Source organism: Nocardia huaxiensis, from assembly GCF_013744875.1.
GTDB classification, from domain to species: domain Bacteria; phylum Actinomycetota; class Actinomycetes; order Mycobacteriales; family Mycobacteriaceae; genus Nocardia; species Nocardia huaxiensis.
Genome location: NZ_CP059399.1, coordinates 5,023,262 through 5,041,332, shown reverse-complemented (window position 1 = coordinate 5,041,332; position 18,071 = coordinate 5,023,262). Strand labels below are relative to the sequence as shown.

17 protein-coding genes and 2 tRNA genes are annotated in these 18,071 nt (G+C 65.6%); 13 read left to right on the top strand and 6 right to left on the bottom strand.

Going from position 1 to position 18,071, the window contains the following annotated elements; translation table 11 throughout:
- Positions 1–2 precede the first annotated feature (2 nt).
- Entirely contained in the window at positions 3–503 is a 501-nt protein-coding gene (locus H0264_RS22685; RefSeq protein ID WP_181579403.1) for a flavin reductase family protein, read from the top strand.
- Here H0264_RS22685 and H0264_RS22680 read toward each other — a convergent pair.
- Positions 500–745, bottom strand: a complete 246-nt coding sequence (locus H0264_RS22680) for a hypothetical protein (RefSeq protein WP_181579402.1) — start codon at positions 743–745, stop codon at positions 500–502. The genes H0264_RS22685 and H0264_RS22680 overlap by 4 nt on opposite strands.
- Positions 742–1,764: a terpene synthase family protein gene (locus H0264_RS22675; protein ID WP_181579401.1), complete on the bottom strand. Its 1,023-nt coding sequence runs from the start codon at positions 1,762–1,764 to the stop codon at positions 742–744. Before H0264_RS22675 ends, H0264_RS22680 begins: the two co-directional genes overlap by 4 nt.
- A gap of 312 nt (positions 1,765–2,076) precedes the next feature.
- Here H0264_RS22675 and H0264_RS22670 point away from each other — a divergent pair, with 312 nt between their 5' ends.
- The 4 genes from H0264_RS22670 (at position 2,077) to H0264_RS22655 (ending at position 6,318) form a co-directional block, all read left to right on the top strand.
- The gene (locus tag H0264_RS22670; protein WP_181579400.1) at positions 2,077–3,057 is read left to right on the top strand and encodes an AraC family transcriptional regulator; all 981 of its coding nucleotides are present in this window, start codon (positions 2,077–2,079) and stop codon (positions 3,055–3,057) included.
- A 484-nt stretch (positions 3,058–3,541) separates the two neighbouring features.
- Entirely contained in the window at positions 3,542–4,435 is an 894-nt protein-coding gene (locus tag H0264_RS22665; RefSeq protein ID WP_181579399.1) for a terpene synthase family protein, read from the top strand.
- A gap of 136 nt (positions 4,436–4,571) precedes the next feature.
- Positions 4,572–5,468 carry an SGNH/GDSL hydrolase family protein gene (locus tag H0264_RS22660; protein ID WP_181579398.1) on the top strand — a complete coding sequence of 299 codons (897 nt, stop codon included), beginning with the start codon at positions 4,572–4,574 and terminating at the stop codon, positions 5,466–5,468.
- A 61-nt stretch (positions 5,469–5,529) separates the two neighbouring features.
- A complete protein-coding gene (locus H0264_RS22655) occupies positions 5,530–6,318 on the top strand; it encodes a maleylpyruvate isomerase family mycothiol-dependent enzyme (RefSeq protein ID WP_181579397.1) in 789 nt (262 codons plus the stop codon).
- A 42-nt stretch (positions 6,319–6,360) separates the two neighbouring features.
- Here the strand turns inward: H0264_RS22655 and H0264_RS22650 are convergent, their stop codons facing one another.
- Positions 6,361–6,621 carry a hypothetical protein gene (locus H0264_RS22650; protein ID WP_181579396.1) on the bottom strand — a complete coding sequence of 87 codons (261 nt, stop codon included), beginning with the start codon at positions 6,619–6,621 and terminating at the stop codon, positions 6,361–6,363.
- Between the two features lie 461 nt (positions 6,622–7,082).
- Between H0264_RS22650 and H0264_RS22645 the strand changes: the two genes are divergently transcribed.
- Together H0264_RS22645 and H0264_RS22640 are read left to right on the top strand one after the other, a co-directional pair.
- Positions 7,083–7,156: transfer RNA gene (locus H0264_RS22645), tRNA-Met, on the top strand.
- Between the two features lie 48 nt (positions 7,157–7,204).
- Positions 7,205–7,281 (top strand) — tRNA-Phe (locus tag H0264_RS22640).
- 78 nt (positions 7,282–7,359) lie between these two features.
- Here H0264_RS22640 and H0264_RS22635 read toward each other — a convergent pair.
- Positions 7,360–7,578, bottom strand: coding sequence for an EF-hand domain-containing protein (locus H0264_RS22635; protein WP_181579395.1), 219 nt, complete (start codon positions 7,576–7,578; stop codon positions 7,360–7,362).
- A gap of 255 nt (positions 7,579–7,833) precedes the next feature.
- Here H0264_RS22635 and H0264_RS22630 point away from each other — a divergent pair, with 255 nt between their 5' ends.
- Positions 7,834–8,607 (top strand): NPCBM/NEW2 domain-containing protein, encoded by a 774-nt coding sequence (locus H0264_RS22630; protein ID WP_244976277.1) that lies wholly within the window; start codon positions 7,834–7,836, stop codon positions 8,605–8,607.
- A gap of 48 nt (positions 8,608–8,655) precedes the next feature.
- The gene (locus H0264_RS22625; RefSeq protein ID WP_181579393.1) at positions 8,656–10,047 is read left to right on the top strand and encodes a DUF6777 domain-containing protein; all 1,392 of its coding nucleotides are present in this window, start codon (positions 8,656–8,658) and stop codon (positions 10,045–10,047) included.
- A gap of 4 nt (positions 10,048–10,051) precedes the next feature.
- Here the strand turns inward: H0264_RS22625 and H0264_RS22620 are convergent, their stop codons facing one another.
- Both H0264_RS22620 and H0264_RS22615 read right to left on the bottom strand, forming a co-directional pair.
- Positions 10,052–11,503, bottom strand: a complete 1,452-nt coding sequence (locus tag H0264_RS22620) for a hypothetical protein (RefSeq protein ID WP_181579392.1) — start codon at positions 11,501–11,503, stop codon at positions 10,052–10,054.
- Entirely contained in the window at positions 11,500–14,028 is a 2,529-nt protein-coding gene (locus tag H0264_RS22615) for an XRE family transcriptional regulator (RefSeq protein ID WP_181579391.1), read from the bottom strand. The genes H0264_RS22620 and H0264_RS22615 overlap by 4 nt, the downstream gene beginning before the upstream one ends.
- 411 nt (positions 14,029–14,439) lie before the next feature.
- Here H0264_RS22615 and H0264_RS22610 point away from each other — a divergent pair, with 411 nt between their 5' ends.
- From H0264_RS22610 to H0264_RS22595, 4 genes are all read left to right on the top strand, one after another.
- The gene (locus H0264_RS22610) at positions 14,440–14,913 is read left to right on the top strand and encodes a hypothetical protein (RefSeq protein ID WP_181579390.1); all 474 of its coding nucleotides are present in this window, start codon (positions 14,440–14,442) and stop codon (positions 14,911–14,913) included.
- Between the two features lie 190 nt (positions 14,914–15,103).
- Positions 15,104–15,520 carry a hypothetical protein gene (locus H0264_RS22605; protein ID WP_181579389.1) on the top strand — a complete coding sequence of 139 codons (417 nt, stop codon included), beginning with the start codon at positions 15,104–15,106 and terminating at the stop codon, positions 15,518–15,520.
- Positions 15,521–15,685: 165 nt separating this feature from the next.
- A complete protein-coding gene (locus tag H0264_RS22600; protein ID WP_181579388.1) occupies positions 15,686–16,576 on the top strand; it encodes a hypothetical protein in 891 nt (296 codons plus the stop codon).
- Between the two features lie 10 nt (positions 16,577–16,586).
- Entirely contained in the window at positions 16,587–17,882 is a 1,296-nt protein-coding gene (locus H0264_RS22595; protein ID WP_181579387.1) for a hypothetical protein, read from the top strand.
- Positions 17,883–18,071 lie beyond the last annotated feature (189 nt).

The window sequence follows — 18,071 nt, the reverse complement described above, 5'->3', positions numbered from 1 at the left end:
CCATGGCCGAGGATCTGCTCCGCGCATTCGACACGATCGTCGCTCGTGCCGACGCCCCGGTGTGGATCGTGACCGCGGTCGCGGGCGACCAGCGCGCCGGCTGCCTGGTCGGCTTCGCGGCCCAGGTCAGCATCGAACCCCGCCGCTTCCTGGTGGGCCTGTCCACCAACAACTACACCTTCACCGTCGCCGCCGCGGCCACCCACCTCGCAGTCCACCTTCTCGACCAGGACGGCCTGCCCCTCGCCCAGCTCTTCGGCTCCGAAACCGGCACGGACCTGGACAAATTCGAGCACTGCGACTGGCACCCGGGCGCCCACGGCCTACCGATCCTGCACGGCGCCGCGGCCTGGTTCACCGGCGAGGTGGTCCAGCGCACCGACTTCGGCGACCACGTCGGCTTCGTCCTCGCCCCCACCGCCGCCGGCGCCCCCACCGACCTCTCCCACCCCCTCCGCTTCGACGGCGTCGCAGACCTGGAACCGGGCCAACCGGCGGGCTAGCCGGACTGCCACCGCCGCACGCCACCGACCCAGGTCTGTTCACAGCGGATGCCGGACAGATCGCTGCCGCGGCGGCCTCGCTGGTGTAGGCGGGCGGCGCGCTCCGGGCCCAGGAAAATCTCTCGGTGCCGGTCACCCCAGACATAGATGTGACGGCTGAACACCGAGGCGGCGATGCCGAGCCCGGCCAGCTCCCGAATCTGATCCTCGTGGCGAAACCCGGGGGCCATCGTGTTCGTCACGTCGAATGCCCTGATACCGGTTGGGATTTCGAGGGTACGGGGTAGCTGTGATCCGCCGCGAAACGGACTGTGTCCGTGCGGTCCCAGGATTCCATGCCGGCGATCGCGGAGCCGCAGTCGCGGACGCAGCGGAGGATGCCGTGGCGGGTGTGGGCGGAGAGGTGGAGGGCGTCCATTTCGGTGGTGAGGGTGGTGATGGCGGATTGGTGGTCGCGGATGCGGGCGTCGATGGCGTGGCGGACTTCGTCGACGGCTTCGGCGAGGGTGAGGGCGCGGTGGTGACGCAGGACGGTGACCATGTTGATGGGGTCTTCGGCGTCGAGTTCGCGGGCCAGGGAGTGCAGGTCGTTGATCCAGCACATGATGTCGGCGGTGGTGGCGATGATCTGCTGGTAGCTGGGGCCGAAGTAGAGGGCGTCGGGAATCTCGGTGTGCTCGATGATTTCGGCCAGGTCGACGGTGGGCAGGACGGTGCAGGCGTCGCGGCGCAGGCGCGGGTATTCGTCGGGGCCGGGGGTGCGGGCGGCGCGGCGGAAGGCGTTCTCGCGGGCGTGGCCCAGCAACCAGATCTCGAGGTCGAGGGCGAATCGGCGGGCCCACGCCGCGGAGTTGCGCGCAGAGGTGCGTACGCACAGTTCCGAAAGCGCCGTCAGGACGGGGTGATCGGTCGGCGCGGCCGCGCGGCCGCGGATGATCCGGGTGGCGTCGTGGCGCAGATCGTCATACTCGCCCCCGTTGCCGGTGGCGATGGCCTGATCCTGCAGATCGTCGAAAAAGAAGAAGAGGGTGATCCATTCGGCCATGAGGACCAGGTCGGAGAAGTTGGCGGTGGGGCACCAGTGGGCGGCGAAACGACCATAGCCCAGCGCATCGAATCGCGCTGCGTCGGTGTCGGTTTCGAGCAGTCCGTGGCGGCGCGCCCACACGCCAGCGCGGTGTTGGGCGGCATCGCTCATCGGATGGCGCTGGGGGGCGAACGGGAGGGGGATCTCCAGCTGTCGCAGTTCGTGTTCATTCATGAGCTGCTGCTCCATGGCCGGCGGCGGCCGGGCCGCCAGTGAGAATCAACTCAGCGTAACGGGCATATGGGACGTCCGTCTGCGATTCGCCATCTGCGGTGTGCACGATCACATCTGCAATCCAGCTGAGTACCAACGGGTCTCGATGACGGTGGGCGAGGCCCCGGCCCCGGCCGCACCGCGGCCGGGGTCCGCTGCGCCGCACCGCCTTTGACTCCGGCGAATCGACTGAATCGGTCCAGCTCGGGATTTCACGCCGGAGGTCGCCCGAAATCCGATTGCTCGGCGATTGATCGATGAGAGGATTGCGGCGTGCAGAATGCCAATTACGGCACCGTCGAGATCTCTTCCTCCTCGACCGTTACGCCGCGCCAGGCCTTCGAACAGTGGGAGGGGCTGATGTCGGATGCCGTCGCGCCCTCACTGATCCAGCCGCTGCACCACAACCACTGGTACGGCCGGGTCACCACAACACAATTCGACGGTTTCGCCGTCTCCCACATGCAGGCCAGCGCGCAGCGCGCACTACGCACCCAGCGCATGGTCGAACGATCCACCGGCGAATTCCTGCTGGTGAATATCGTTGCGGAGGGCACGAATTGGACCGAGCAGGACGGCCGCACCGCCGCATGCACGCCCGGCACCATCTCATTCTTCGACAGCGGCCGGCCGCTCGAGAGCCACACCACCGACAATTGCGTCTCCACGCTGGTTCGCGCACCGCTGCAATTGATCCTGGATCACTGCGGTTTGAATAGGGACCGATTGCCCATTGCCACAGCGGTTCCCACCACCGGCGCGGTCGGCATTGTCGCCGATTTCTTCCGCGGGCTGGCCGCCCTGCCGCCGGAGGAAGTCGATCGGGCCATTACCGTCTTCGGCACGGATTCGGCCGCCATGATGGCCTCGGGTCTGCTGCTGGCCGCCGGCAACACCACCCCGGCCCCCTCGGACTCGGCGTATACCCGCCGCCAGGTGTTCGCTTACATCCGCAGCCGCTCCACCGATCCCGATCTCACCGTCGACGAGATCGCGCGCGCCTGCCACATCTCCCGGCGCACCCTGTTCCGGGTGTGCGAGGGTTTCGGCGGCCCGGCCGAGATCGTTCGCCGTGTTCGCATCGAGCATGCCCGCCGGCTGCTGCGCGCCGACCCGGCCCGCTCCCTGGCCGCCATTGCCGCCGCGGCCGGATTCAGCACGGATCGTCACTTCTACCGGGCGTTCCGGGAGGAAACCGGCCAGACCCCAGGCCAATTCCGTGACCAACTGGCGACCGAATCCCGAAAACGCTGACCGCAAGCCATGATCGGCTTCCCGCGAGACCCGACCGTTACCCTACCGCATCGGCAAACGGTCCGAATCCTACTGCCTCCGAGGCTGTTTCACTGGTCACGGCGAAATCTCGCGCTCCGGCAGCCACTCAGCGAACAGGGACAGCGGTCGTTACCTCTTCGATAGCTCCCGGCTGCTTCCACGCATGAACGTTCCTGAGGGACAATAGATCTCTCTGCGGTCGACGCAGAAGGGGTGGTCCGGCAGCTCGGGGCGTTGCTCTGAGTGCTGCTTCACCTCGCTTCGAACGCACCGAGAGATTCCGCCGATTCGTGGAGGCGTCATGACATCGACGTTCTCGATCCCCACTTGCCGCACACGCAGGTGACGGTGCACGCCTGCGCGAAATGAGTCCTGGTCGCGGCGCGTGTACGTACGCTCTCGCACAGGACAGGAAGGCCAGTGAGGAAGTCCGATGAAGTCACAAATCCAGATGCAGGAAATCATGGCGGCCGTCGAGTTGTTGCCGCATGAGCAAGTCTTCCCGAGCCCCCACATGGACCACCTTCGCAAACGGGTGCTGCAGTGGGCTCATCGCCATGGGATAGACGGGGGCGGGCATTTCGAGAAAACCTGCTGTTGGAGTTGCGCCGCCTACGCGCTCCCGGGCGCGCCCATCCAGGTGGTCGAGCTCGCCGCGAAGCTCATCGGCTGGATGTTCCTTTTCGACGACTTATACGGCGAGGGCGCCGATCCCAGCGCGGCGATCGAAATGTTCGACGCGTGCGAACAGGTGCTGCGCGGCGGCACTCCGCCGGACGACAACCCATATCTGCTGGCGCTCAGCGATTTTCGCGCGGAGTGCGCGCGGCTGGCCAGTGAGGCGTGGCTGGACCGGTTCGCCACCAGTATGCGACTGTTCTTCCACGGCTGCCTTTTCGAAATGCCTTATCGCCAAACGGATCTCGTCCCGTCACCGGAGGCATACCTATACCTACGCACCTTGAGTATCGGGCTATTCCCGCCCTTCGATCTGATCGAACTCGCGTGGGGTGAAATCGCCTCCCCGCATATTCGGCTGTTCCGCGAAGTCCGCCATACCAGCGCGGTGCTGTGCGCAATAGTCAACGATCTCTACTCCGTCGTCAAGGAAGACGATTCCCTGAATTTCGTCACGGTGCTGCGCAATGAGACGAGTTTGTCCGTCGCCCTGAAGGATATCGTCGCGCTCTACACCCAGCTGCTCGAACAGCAGGCCGAGGAGATCGCCCTGCTGGTGGCCATGACCGATCTGAGTCCGGCCGAGCGCAAGGTCGCGCGCAGCTTCGAGCGCTGGGTGCACGGCAACTACGCGTGGACCGCGCTCTGTCGCCGCTACATCCTCCCGGCAACCGCCTGACCCGTTCCGCGGCCGCGCACCCGCCAAGATCGTGTCGATCCACGATTACGGCGGGTGCGTGTGCTCTATTGGGCATCGAAATTCCGAGGCCACGACCACGGCTCGGCTGGACGTTCGTCTACCTCTGGAGAATTCGATGCGCACAACGACGTGCCTTGTCATGGCCTGCGCCGCCGCGGCGGTGACGCTGAACTCCCCCGCCGGAGCAACCCCGGCGGGGAGTTCGCAGCAACGGTTCCGCGAGTATGTGGCCCTGGGTGATTCGTGGGCGGCGGGTGCGACCTTCAGTCAGATCACCACCGAATTCGTGCCGCTCGGCTGTGTCCAGAGCGCTGATTCCTATGCCAAACAGGTCGCCGCCGCATTGGCGGTCCCGCAATTCCGTGATGCCACATGCGCGTCGGCCACCACCTCCGATCTCACCGAGCCACAACTTCTGCCCGAGGGCACCTCCAATCCCCCGCAATTCGATCGCCTCACCGCCGATACCGATCTGGTGACCCTCGAAATAGGCGGCAATGACGCGGGTTTGGCCGGAATAGTCCCCAAATGCGTCACCACCTCCCCCACCGTTTCCGGCTGTACCCCGGTGCGCACCGCCGCCGACGGCGGCGACCGCATGTCCGCCAATATCCGCGCCGCCGAGCCGAAGGTGGTGGCCGCCATCGCCGGAATCCGTTCCCGCGCACCGCGAGCCCGCATCCTGCTCGTCGACTATCTGGCCGGAATCTCCCCCGGCCGCAGCTGTTACCCGCAGATTCCCATCACCGCGGAGGACGCGAACTGGCTGGGCCACAAGCTCATCGAGCTCAACTCCATGCTCGCCCGCGTCGCCGCCACCACCGAGGTCGAGTTCGTCGACACCTACACCGGCAGCCGCGACCACGACGCCTGCCGCCCCGACGGCGTCCGCTGGGTGGAGGGCCTGGTCCCCTACTCCACCGCCCCGCACGGCCCCGCCGTCCCGTTCCATCCCAACCAGCTGGGCGCAAACCATCAGGCCGCACAGATCCTGAACACCCTGCGCAACTGAGCTGTTCGGAGCGTGAAGTCCGCCGTTGACGTACACCGGCTCGCCCACTGGAATGAGGAGCATGCCCGCACCCGACTTGGACGCCCTGCGCCGCGAGCGCCAGGCCGTGCTCGACTTCTGCGCCGACCTCACCGAGGCCGAATGGCACACCCCGAGCCGGGCGGCCGGATGGACCGTGAAAGACGTTGTCGCCCATATGGCCGCGGAAACCCGAGCGCTGGTCACCCCGGCCGCCCTTCGCTTCATGACGACCGGCGACGTCGAGCAGCTCAACGAGCGGTCGGTCGCCGCCGCCCGCTCCCATTCCCCGCAGCGCGTGCTCTCCGGCTTCTCCCGCTGGACGCGGGTGGGCACCGCCGCCATGTCCGTGACCTCCGCACCCGCCCTCAACCACATCCCCCTGCGCATCGGCGAACTCGGCACCTACCCCGCCCGAATCCTCCCCGCACTCTTCACCTTCGACCTGCACACCCACCTCCGCCACGACATCGCCCCCGCCCTCGGCCGACCGGCACCCGCCACCGACGAGACCCGCATGGCCGCGATCTTGGGCTGGCTGATGGCTCTACTCGAGCAATCCCAGGCCCGGACATTGGCCTGGCTCGACACCCCCGTGGCCCTCACTCTCATCGGCCCAGGCGGCGGCACGTGGCGCATACAGCCGGCAGGCCAGGGCCGCCTCTCGGTCCGGCACGGCGACGCCGAGGGCGCCTCCGCCCGAATAACCGGCAGCGCCATCGACTTTCCCAGCTGGGCAACCACCCGCAGCCCGTGGCGCGACCACAATCTCGAGCTCACCGGAGACACAGCCCTCGCCAGCCGTCTCCTCGACACCCTGAACCTGGTCTGACCAGCCCGCCCACGCACCCAGGCGGTCGACCAGCCGACGGCGTCAGAACCAGTACGACGTATTGGCCTTGGCTGACGCGATGCTCCCCTGCACCACCTTGTATGTTCCGCCCTTCCTGTTCCACCAGTAAGCGCAGTTCACATTGGCGACGATGCGAATGTATTGTCCGCCGGGGACCTGGAGTGCGACCCAGCGTCCCGACGTCCAGTTCTTCGAATTGCCCGGAATGGCGGCGATCTGCACGGCCCACACCCATCCGCCGAAACCACAGTTGGTGTCAGCAATATTGGGATAGATCGTCACCGAGGCAGCGGAGGCGGGCCCGGTCCCAACCGCGAGACCGCCTGCGACAGCGACAGATACAAGGGCGGCGGACAGCATCATACGTACTCGGCGCATCGCGGACTCCTCGGCAGAGGTCGAGCCTTTCCGCCGACTCCTCGGCCAGCGGTACGAGCAAAGCTACGCAGCCGAATCGGGCCGCGACCGAGTCATCGGAACAGTGATGCCCAACGTCCCGCACAGCAATGGCGGACGTCCCGAATCTGACATCCGGGCCGACGCCGAAATATTCGGTTGCATCCCGCCCCCTTCGCCTGCGAATGTTGGTGCACCGCAGCGTTCCACGGAGCAGCGGGAGCGGAGGTGAGAAACCTCCACCAGGGAAGACAAACCGGCCGGGGGCCGGAACCTGTTGCTAACGGAGTTGAGCCATTCGGCTTGGGATTCGAGTTCTCTGTCTTCCGCGAGGAATTCCCTCACATAGCGGTGTGGCGCAGTCAGGAAGCGCAGTGGGCTCATAATCCACGGGTCGTCGGTTCGAATCCGACCACCGCCACTATGTTCCGCCGAGGGCGGAGTTTCGGCTCCGCCCTCGGCGGATCGACGGTCTGTAGCTCAGTCGGTCAGAGCGCTTGGTTGAAGCCCAGGAGGTCGCAGGTTCGAATCCTGCCGGATCGGCCATGGCGGCGGGGCCTTCCGCTGCGGGGCAGGCCGAACTGGCCGGCCTGCCCGCGCGGTTCCCGCTGTTCCTCCGCTGAATCAGCTGACGAGGGTCAGGAATTCCTCGAGGCTGATCTTCTTGTCGCCGTTCAGGTCGGCCTTCTCCAGGATCGACTTGGCGGCTTTCTCGGCGCTCTCGGTCGAGAAACCGAAGGCCTCGACGGCGTGCACGTACTCCTCGAGGGTGATGTAGCCGTCACTGTTGGCATCGACCTTCGCGAATACCGCCTTGGCCTCCGCCACAGTAAACCCACCCATGACCACTCCTTCGTTGTGTTCGAACAGCCAAACTAGCCACTGGAGTATGGCACCTGCGCTTGGTTTTGCCCGATTCACGGTCGTCGGAGGCATCCCGGACAACATCGGACGCCGTATATCCGTTCACAGCGCCAGATTTCGGTCCCGGGACGACCTTGCGGGGTCCATAATCCTGAGCGGTGGCGGACCTTCCCGCACCCTGCGATACCGATCGAATCCTTGTCGGCCGACAGATGAGTGGGCGTCGAAGTGAGCATGTATCCCGACCAGGACGGGCCTGCGGAGAAGGCGGGGAAGCGGAAGTACCGGGTGCAGGCGGATCGCGGCAAGGGGCTGCAACTCGGCGACAACGGTACGCAGATCAATCATTTCCACGACACGGACAAAAAGCATGACACGGGCAGGACAGTGGGCATCGTCGCCGTGGTGCTGGTGTTGGTCGTCGCGGGTGTGGCCGCGACACTGTGGGTGACCCGCGACGGGGAATCCGCCGATGCGGCGAAAAACCTACCCTCCCTGCCGATTACGGGTGGCCTGCCGACCAGCACCTCGACCGTCCCGGTCTCGTCCAGCACGACCACCACGCCACGGGCCGCCCAGCCGATCTGGTACGACCTGACGAAGTTGCGCGCCGTCATCTGGAACAACGGATTCAATGCCGTCGATCCGGTGCGGATCGGCGCCTCCTCGTACCCGGCGAGCATTATCGGCAGCTACCAGTCCAGCGCGACCGACCAGAACGACAAGGCAGTGTGGGCGATCGGCGGACAGTGCACCAGGTTCGAGGCCTGGGTAGGCAAGAACACCGACTCATCGGGCGGCGGCACCGGCCGGTTCGTCGTGATCGGCGACGATCGCGAGCTCTTCTCCACCGAAGTCGGCCCGAACGACCCGGCGGTCGAGGTGCCGGTGGACATCACCGGAGTGATCCGCCTGACACTCTTGGACACCCGGCGTCTGCAGGACGCGACCAATGCGTGGGGTCGGCCCCGGGTGCTATGCGCCAGCTCGCCCGGCCCGGCGCGCTGATCGTCTCCCCACAGCCCTAGAGGATTCGCAAAGAACCAGGACATCCAGGTGAGCGAGAAACCCGACCGTCAGGGACCCGAACCGGGGTCCGCCTACACGACCGATGTCGAGCGCTCCGAGGGCATCCTGGTCGGCGCCGGGATCCAGTTCAACCTGTTCCACCGCGATGACACCGCGCACCTGCGCCTCACCCGCCTTGGGTTCTTCGCCACTCTCGTTGTGATCCTGCTGACCGCCTCGAGCGTGTTCGCGACCGCCATCGCACTGAGGTCCAATAGCGAATCTCTAGGCCCGCCAGAGGTTCTGCTGGAGCCGAGCGACCAGCAGGGCGCCAACCCGTTCATGCCGACGCCCCCTGCGGTGTACCACCCGGACGGCACACAACCCGTGGCCGATCTGCCGGGCACCGCCGGATCCGCCGCTGCCAAGCCGTATTCCGGAGATCTGCCGGGCGTGTACAGCGCGCCCCGGGATCGAGCGCTGACCGAGCGGGACGAGCTGATCGCGTTCTACGGCACGCATCCGGATGAAGCGAGCAGCGCCGCAGCGGTTTTCGCCTCCGACACGACCTTCTCATGGTCGCAGGGCAAACGCCTCGCCGGGCCGGAGCTGGTGCAGTACCTGAGGGAGCTGACACCGGTGCTGCTGCGAATCGATGTTCGGATCACGAATTACGCACTGGTGGAAGGCCGCCCGGTGGCGCATCAATCGATCCTGCAGGCGGGTACCGCGGTCCTGGTGGACGATCACGGCGTGCCGCGGTTCCGCAGTCTCAGCGGATCTCCGCTGACCTTGGCCACCGCACTGCCGCACGCACCGAAGCTCACCGGTGCGGCATGGCCGGGTTTCGATGTCAAGCACGTCGGGGCGATCTCGCCGGGAACCTCATCACTGATTCGAATCACGTTGATAGACACCGTGACCGGGCGTCCGTTCGATCGACCTGTCGGGACGACCGGCGAGAGCGACATCGACCACACGGACTGGCCGAGCACCACCACACCGGCGGCAGCGGCGCCGCAGCCGACCACACCCGCGACCACCACGGTTTCGAAGCCACCGCCGCCGACCGCCGCGCCCGCCGCCCTCGATCTCTCCGGTTCGTGGATCGTTCAGAGCGATTCCAGCTATGGCGAATCCAGCGTCACCGGCACCATGCAGCGGACATCGGCCGGTTTCGCCTTCCACAAGGACGAGATAGTGGCCGGATCGTACTTCTCCTGGGATTGCACGCTGCCGGATCGGTTCGGTGAACCGGTGACCATGGTCTGCCGCAATTCCGGAGCCGTCAATGGCGAAAGCTATTCCAGCGAAACACGTTACGACGGAACCCTGGCGATGATCACCTGGGGATCGGTCCTGAAGTTTCGTTTCGACGGGGTGCTCACACCGGAGAACACGTCGATGGGCAGGCTCACGATCGTGGTCCAACCGCAGTAGTGTTTCACCACCTGTTCTCCTGCGTGCCGTTGTCGCCGATCTGCACACCCTGCGCACCCTTCAAGCGGATGTTGAAGGTCGTCCCCCTCTTCTTCCGCCGAGCGGACCTGCTCTCGTCCTCCTGCCGCGATGCGGCGGCGGGCACGGGTGCGGGGTCCTGACCGATTCCGGTGGCGGATTGCGGCACAATCGGCGACCGCACGTCCGTGACCTGCCCGCCATTCGATCCGACGATCGGCACACGACGGGCCGCGGCGAACTTCGCGACCGCTCGCGCCGCGAGCCGTAAGAACCACGGCTTGTCGATCTCTCGGGTGGAGGTTCGCCCGAGGAACAGCATCGCGCAGGCGGCCAGCGACAGACAGGTTTGCTCGCGCCAGTCCTGCTCCAACCCGGATTCCTCCACCCAGGCCCGAGTCTCGGCGTCGATGCCCTGAATGAGCGTGGACAGCCAGCCTGGCACCAGATGGGCGGGGCCGTCGATCGGGTCGAGGATCAAGTCGATCAGCGCACCCTGCTGTACCGGGGCAATGGCTTCCATGGATCGCGCGATGATGTACAGCAGCAGATGCACGGGGTCCCGGGTGAGTGGCCCGTCATCCTCGTAGAGCGCGGTATCGATGAGGAAGTAGTCCTCGGCGACCATGCGGGGCCGAACCCGGATCAGCGCGTTGTCGGTATGGAGGTCACCGTGGCTGCGCCCGAGCAGCGGCCCGATCACAATGTCGGCGAGCAATCGCCCCTGGGCCACGGCGAACGGGTTCGGCAGCAGTCCGGGTTCGTCGGCGAAACGGATCCGGTCCGCCTGATACTCACGCGCCCACGCTCCGAGTCGGCCGTCCGGCTCCAATTGGTCGAACAGATGGCGGTGGAAGAATGTGCCGAGGCTCCATTCCACCCCCGGCGGAATCATCGGATGCCCCGCCAGCCCGCCGAGCACGCCACCGACGACCGCACGGCACGCACCGGCGAAGACCTCTGGTGTACAGGCAATTTCGTGGTACTCGGGCAGATCCGTCGCATCCTCCAGTTTCAGCATCCGACGCAGCAGGACGGTCAACACCTCCGTGTTGGCCAGACTGTTGGCCGCGATCCGCTGGAACGTGATCCAGCGGCCGGACGGCGCCGGCACTGCGTCGTGAAAGTAGGTGCTCAGATGCTCACCGGCGAACGCCGACTGGCTGCGTTGCGCCTTGCGGTGCCTGGCGTACTCCAGCGATTGCAGCGAATCACCTTGTGGAGACATCACTTTCAGTACGAGCATGGTAGACCTGCCGGTGTGACCGTCGGTCTCGCGCACCACGGCCACCGGCTGCAGGCTCCGGCCATTGACCAGCCAGCGTGCCAGTTTGTAATGACGGGTGTGTAATTCGGCCCAATCGGCCAGCACCTCGGCGACCTCACGATCCAGACCCTGATACAGCTCCGGGTCGAGAACGCCGTACCGCTCCGTCATGTGGCCTCCGATCGGTGAATTGGGGGTGGAGCCGGGGAATCATCGGATTCGCCTGCCATATCGGCGATTTCCGATTCGATGAGGGCCAGGCTCTGACGCACCGCCTGGGTCGTGGGGTGCATCGCACCGAAGAGCCGCCGCGCGGCCACCGCGACGATCACGGCCACCTCGACCGCATCTCCCGGTCGGCCGGTGTCCCGCAGCACATCGACGAGTGCGGAACCCACGGCGATCGTGCGCGGATGATCCACACCGCGCACCCGCTGATTCGCCGACCAGAGCCGGCGCAGTTCCGCCTCGGCCTCGGCGATCTCACCGTGCGCATGCAGTAATTCCGCGTGGTACTGACGAGTCGACAGGGTGGCGGGATGCTCCGGGCCGAGCACCTCGGCCCGGGCCGCCAGCACCTCCGCGTACAACGACTCCGCCTGCGCACCGTGGCCTTCCGCGCGCAACAGATCGGCGATTCCCTGACGGCTGGTCAGGGTGTCGGGGTGCAGCCCGCCCAATATGGTCAACCGCGCCTGGTAGGTCTCGTTCAGTAGTTGTCGCGCTTCGTCGAATCTCCGCAACCGGCGCAGCGTGCGGGCGAGATAGTGCTGGGTGGTCAAAGTGTCGGCATGTCTCGGCCCGAGGCGCGCACGCCGCCGCGCGAGCACCGCTCGGTAGAGCTGCTCGGCCTCTGCGTACCGGCTCTGGTCGTAGCGCAGTCGTGCGAAATTGTGCTCGATGTCCAACCGCAGCGGATCGGTGTCGGTGAGCCGTTCCGCACACAACCGCAGCACGACCGCAAAGGTTGCCTCCGACTGCTCGCGCAGTCCCCGGGCACGGAGGAACTGTGCCGCGTCACCGCCCAATTCGAGCGCCGCTCGCACCGGCGATGTGGCCGTCGGAAGCACGGCGAGCAGATCCAGCGGTGCGGTGCAGTGGCTCAGGAGCGAACGCCATTTGTGCCATGCCGCAGGCGATTTCGGATGTGCGTTGCGCAATGCCGAACGCAGCAGGGTCGTGCTGGTCTCGAGGTATGCGACGGCCGGTCGTCCCGAGACGGCATCCTGGCGGGCCATATCTCGCACCAGCGGATGAAGCGCCAGTGAATCGGAGGCGTGCTCGTCGCAATCGCCGGAGGCGTTGATGGTGATCAGGCCGAGGTCTTCGAGCGCGCGCAGCGCCTGCCAGACGCCGCGGGCGGTGATTCCCTCGAAAAGTGGTGTACCCGCGAGCGATTCGGCGACGAGCAGGTCGCTGTACGGAATGGGTTCGGTACCGAAGCACGCCAGCGTGCCCAGCAAGGCACTCGCCCGGGGCACACCGCGCCGGGACAATAGATCCAGCGAAAGGCGCCAGCTGCGCCCGATCATCAGGCGCTCGTCGCCGCGCCCGTGGGCGGGCATCAGATCGCGATAACCGCTCTCCCGCAGAGCGTCTCGGTATTCCCGGTAGGTGCGCGGCAGGGCGTTCGCGCCCAGGCCCTCCGGGATCGCGTGCGATTCGGCCAGGTACCGGCCGGCCAGCATCAGCGCCAGTGGCAGCCCGCCCAACCGGTCGGACAGTTCGGCGGCATCCTCGGGGCCACCGGCAGCGGAGAGTTCGGCCAGCACCTCGGCGCCGTCCGCTGCGGACAGGCCGCCCAACCGATGGATCGTCATCCACGGTGGTGGCGGACTTCCCCAAACCGCTTGGTCGCCATCGCGGGTTGTCACGAGGACGGTGCCACGCCCTCCGTCGATGGGCCGCAGCCAGCCGGTGCCGTCGCCGATCCGGGTACCCGGCAGTGCCAGCACCTGCTGCGGATCGTCGACATTGTCGAGCACCAGCAACCAGCGATGGGACAGATCGTCCAGGCAGCGCCAGATGGTGTCGGGCGGACTGCCGCCCTCCGTCAGATAGCCCGACGCACCGAGTTGGACTGTCAGAGCGTGCATTCCGGCCGCGAAGGTGGCCTGATTCTCCCCGGGTATCCAGTAGGTGGGGATGCCCGCGGACGCGGCGTGATGAGCGACGGTTATGGCGACCATGCTTTTCCCGCAACCGCTCAGTCCCTGCAACACGTGCACAGCGGGCAGCTGCGCCGCGCCCTCCGCACCGCTGACGCGGTCGTCGAGTTGCCGGACGAGCTCTTCGCGGCCGCGCAGGCGAGGCTCCACTGCGAGCCGGTCCACCGGCGCGCGCGTGGACACCAGCAGCCGCGCCGGATTCGCGGGGTCGTCGAGAGCTGTTCCAGCCATGGACCCTTCGCGAACGCGCCAGTATGCCTCGCCCCATCGCCGTACATCCTCGGCCCGGTCGATACCGAGTGCCGCGAGCAGATTCACGAGCTGGTTCGCGGGCTGCAGCGCCGGAAGGTGCGTACCGGCGAAGTATCCGCCGAGGGTGCTGGTCGGCAACTTCACCCGATTGGCGACCTGTCGCACGGTCTGCCCGCTGCGGCGGCGGGCGAGCGTCAGCTCCCGGCCGAACTCACGCCGCGTGCTGATGCGACGCGGATCCGGTGATGCGAGGCCGTGCATATCTTCTCGGCTCAATGCCACCTCCCTCCGTCCCGTCGCCACGGTAGCCGGGTTCAACGACTCCGAGGTGTACGACGTTGTCCGGACCTGCCCGAGTACCGGTCGCACCGGCCGCTCCGGACTGTCTCATGGATCCGGAAGTCGAAACGAACGTGTCGAGCCGAGGTTTCGAGAAGCAGGATACGCCCCGAGCGACCCCGGACTCCGTCGAATTCCGGGGAACCCGCACCTCGATCCCACGGCCGTACACGGTGCAGCTCGATCGTGAAATCCGCAGTGTGTCCATTGGATTCGCTCGGGTTCGAGGGGTCGGTCGACCTGTTCACGCCGGCTCCCGAAGGTTCCGACGGACCGAGAGGAGAAACGAATGTACGCAGTTCCCGGGCCCGCCTCATGATCGCGCTGTGGACCTCGGCGATAGGGGTGGTGGCGACGCTGCTCGGCTCCCTGCTGACGTTCTGCATACAGCGTTCCATCGCGGACCGCGCGACTGCGCGGCAAGGGGCCGAACGCGACCGTCAGGAGCGACTCGACGCGTACGGTCGCTTCACCGGAGCAGCGATCCACTACCGGCTCAGTGAGCTGACGCGATGGCAGTTGCAGACCGACTCACCTGGCAGCGCCGAGGCAAAGGCGGCGGTCGCCGAGGCGCACCGCTGCCGTGCGACGCTTTTCGAGGTGTTGTCGCGGCTGCACATACTCACCGACGATCCCGGATTGCGCACGATCGCCACCTCGGTCGTCGAGCAGATCGACCTGATTCACCACGCCGGCGATGCCGACGAGCGGCGGCGGCGTGGAATCGAAGCAGGAAAGCAGATCGAACACTTCGTGCGCCATGCCGCAACGGATATTCGCCCGGGAAACCGTGCGGGAGTTCTGCTTCCGTTCAAACGGTGACCGCGAGAATCAAAGCTGGTCGGTCTGCTATTGGCAGACAATAACAGAGAAAGTCCGGGCCGGTCGGGACTGAACAACTCGAACCGGCGGGTAACACAACACAATTCATCGAAAGCGCGTAGAGTCTCCCGCACCGCTTCTCGGGGCAGCGGCTGGACGAGCTTACGATTGACACATTCTTGGAGTTCCCATGTCCCGCACGCACAAATACGCGGATTCCCATTTCTCCATCACCACACGCCTCTCGGCAGATCGATTCGCTGAAATCACGAAGACTGTCGGTGACAACACCAAAACGATCGGCGTCGGCGCGGTGCGTTTCGAAGGCGCCGACCGCGGCCGGACCAACTTCTCCGTACGGAGCATGGCCGGTTTCTACGAGCTGATCACCTTCCATGTCGCCATCACCGACACCCCCACCGGCGCAAACGGTCGCAGCTGCATAGACACCTACAAAACCACCCAGCAGTCGTATATGTTCATCCCGCTCTCCCCCAAAACCATGAACGGATACAGCGTCTATCGCAAGTTCATGAACGAGGTCCGCGCGGCAATCCTCGCCGAGGATCCGCAAGCTCAGGTAGTTATCGCCGAACGGGGGGCGTGAATTCCGATGGATGCCTTGATCATTCTGATCGCAGTCGCCCTCGGTGGCCTCATGATCTGGGGCAGCCTCAGCTTCTGGGTCGACGGCCGATACAAGCGGAACCGGCCGAATCCCACGCTATCCGGATTCCGATCCGACGATGACGATGAAAGCGACAGGTGACACGTGGAGTTCGTCATCGGCCTGCTCGTCGCCTGGGCGGTTCCCCACGCGAACCGTGCCCGGAAGAAGATCGGCCCCCTCACCGGGGCCGCACTCGACGTGGCCATCGATCGCGTCGGGGGGATCGTCGATCGGGAACTGGGACGCGACCCCGCGATCGTGCGCCTGATCGCCGAGGCCCGAGCGGGCACGGTTACGCCGCAAGCCCGCGCCTCAGCCCGACGCGCCCTCGACCGAGCAGCCGCTGCGAACCCCGATTTCGCCGCCGAGCTACACGAGGCCACCGAGCCCCAGCCCACCTCGGTATCTCGTTCGAAGACAGACCAGTTCGCTGGAGTGAACGCGGCCGGAGCGCAGGTCGCCGGCGACCTGACCATCACGAACACATCGAAGATCGTCAACTATGCCAAGGACCACCCCGGCCGGTTCCTGCTCATCGTGATCATCATCCTTGCCGCGGCCGGTCTCCTCGCAGCCAAGCTGAATGGCCTGACCTTCGGCGAAGTCACTACTGCCACAACAGATCCCACCGTGAGCCATGGGAACCCGAACCCGGTGGGCGCCATCGACCAGACCACCAAGGGCACACGCACCACCCCCGACTCCTCCACCATCACCGGCTCCTGGACGCCCTCCGACAACACAGGCACCAAAACTTTCACCACCAGCGGCGGCCAGTGCGACGGCTTCTACTACGCCCAAGGCACAATCCTCGACATCGGCGGCCCGATGACCTGTGTCATATCCGAAAAACCCAATGCGCAGGGCCGCTACACCCTGGTCGTCACCCAATCCCCCAACCGCAGCACCTACACGATCGAGTTCCCCGACACCGACCACGCAGTCGTGTACGACTCCAAGGGAACTCGCCTCTACGAACTCGAACGGCTCTGAGCGGCCCACTGTGAGCAATCAATTCGGGACGCCCGAGCACACCGCGTTCGAGATACACAACTCCCAGGGTGTGTACATCGGCGATCACGGCAAAGTCTTCAATCTATGGCGGGATCCGCAAACCCGGGCGCTGCTCATCGCCGGGATACTGATCACCGTCTTCGGACTCTTCACCTCCACCATGCTGCTCTGGCCGGAGGGTCCGCACGTGGGGCTGGAGATCGGCGCGGTCGAGATCACCGAGCCGAGCAAACTGGATGCCGACGTCTACAACATCGGCACCGGCCAGCTCGAGCACAAGCAGAATGCGATCGACACCACGGTCGTCGACATCACATTGAAGAACAATGGCAACGCACCCGCCCTGATCACGGGCGCAACGATAGAAGTTCTGTTCGCACAGGAATTCGAGGATTGCGCCAACGGTGGAGCGGGACCCGGAGTGGTATCGGCGAGTTACTCGGTCAAGCTTCCCAAAGTACTTCCAGCGGTTCCGTTCTCCGTTACACGCGCCATGAGATTCGAGGTGAAGCCGGGCACCATCGACAGGATGGCGCTCGGGATAGGTCCGGAGGAGCAGAACATCTCCAGCGCCAAGCCGTTCGTCTTCGCCGCGCGCATCTCCTTCCTGCACGACAACTCCAGCCACGCGCTCGACGTCGGCACCATCGCCATGCTGACAACCTCCGGAAAGGGAGATTTCCAGGTCGCGAATGTGCGGAATATGGCTTGCGTCCAGCGCATGTCGAAGCAACTCGATGCGCTGTACGAGATCCAGGCGATCCGCTCGGACGAGTTGGAACGGCTGCGCACCAAGTACCAGGAACTGATGACACCGGATCCAGCGCCCGCGCAGACCACATGCCGGGAGTGGTCGGAATCCACGGTGACCAAACTGTGCGGCCGCTACCGGCGTGAGGAATTGGTTCTCACCGTAACTGCCGGCGAGCAACTGATAGTCGACGATTCACTCGTCGTGGTCCACATCGGCACCGGAACATCGAAGAGCTATTTCGTATACGGTTGGCGTTGTACGAATCAGTACGACGAACAAGTCTGGGAGTCGTCGGACGGATTCGCCTTCGACATCCGGAACGAACGGAGTTCATGCTCTGAATCAGCCACGTCAGCACTGCAAGTCGACGAGGCGACGCGCACCCTGACTTTCACCGTGCCTCTGAACGTGGATTTCTCCTTCGCAACATTGACCCTGTCGGCAGAGGTTCAGCGAAAGCAGGCGGGTGGTTCTTCCCCGGCCGCGGGCGGAGCACACGGTGATGCGGTCACCGTCGAGCGGGGCAACTGATGATCCAGCGACTGTGCTGCCTCATAGTCCTCGCGTCGGTTGCGCTGACAACCGGCTGCGGCTCACAGCACGACACGGGACCCATCACGGGGGCCTCCGCCGCACGCTATGTGACCGCCGAATCCACCACGGCGCGTAGTTCGACCACGACTGCACGAACACTGTCCGGACCGTTTTCGGCGGCCGTCA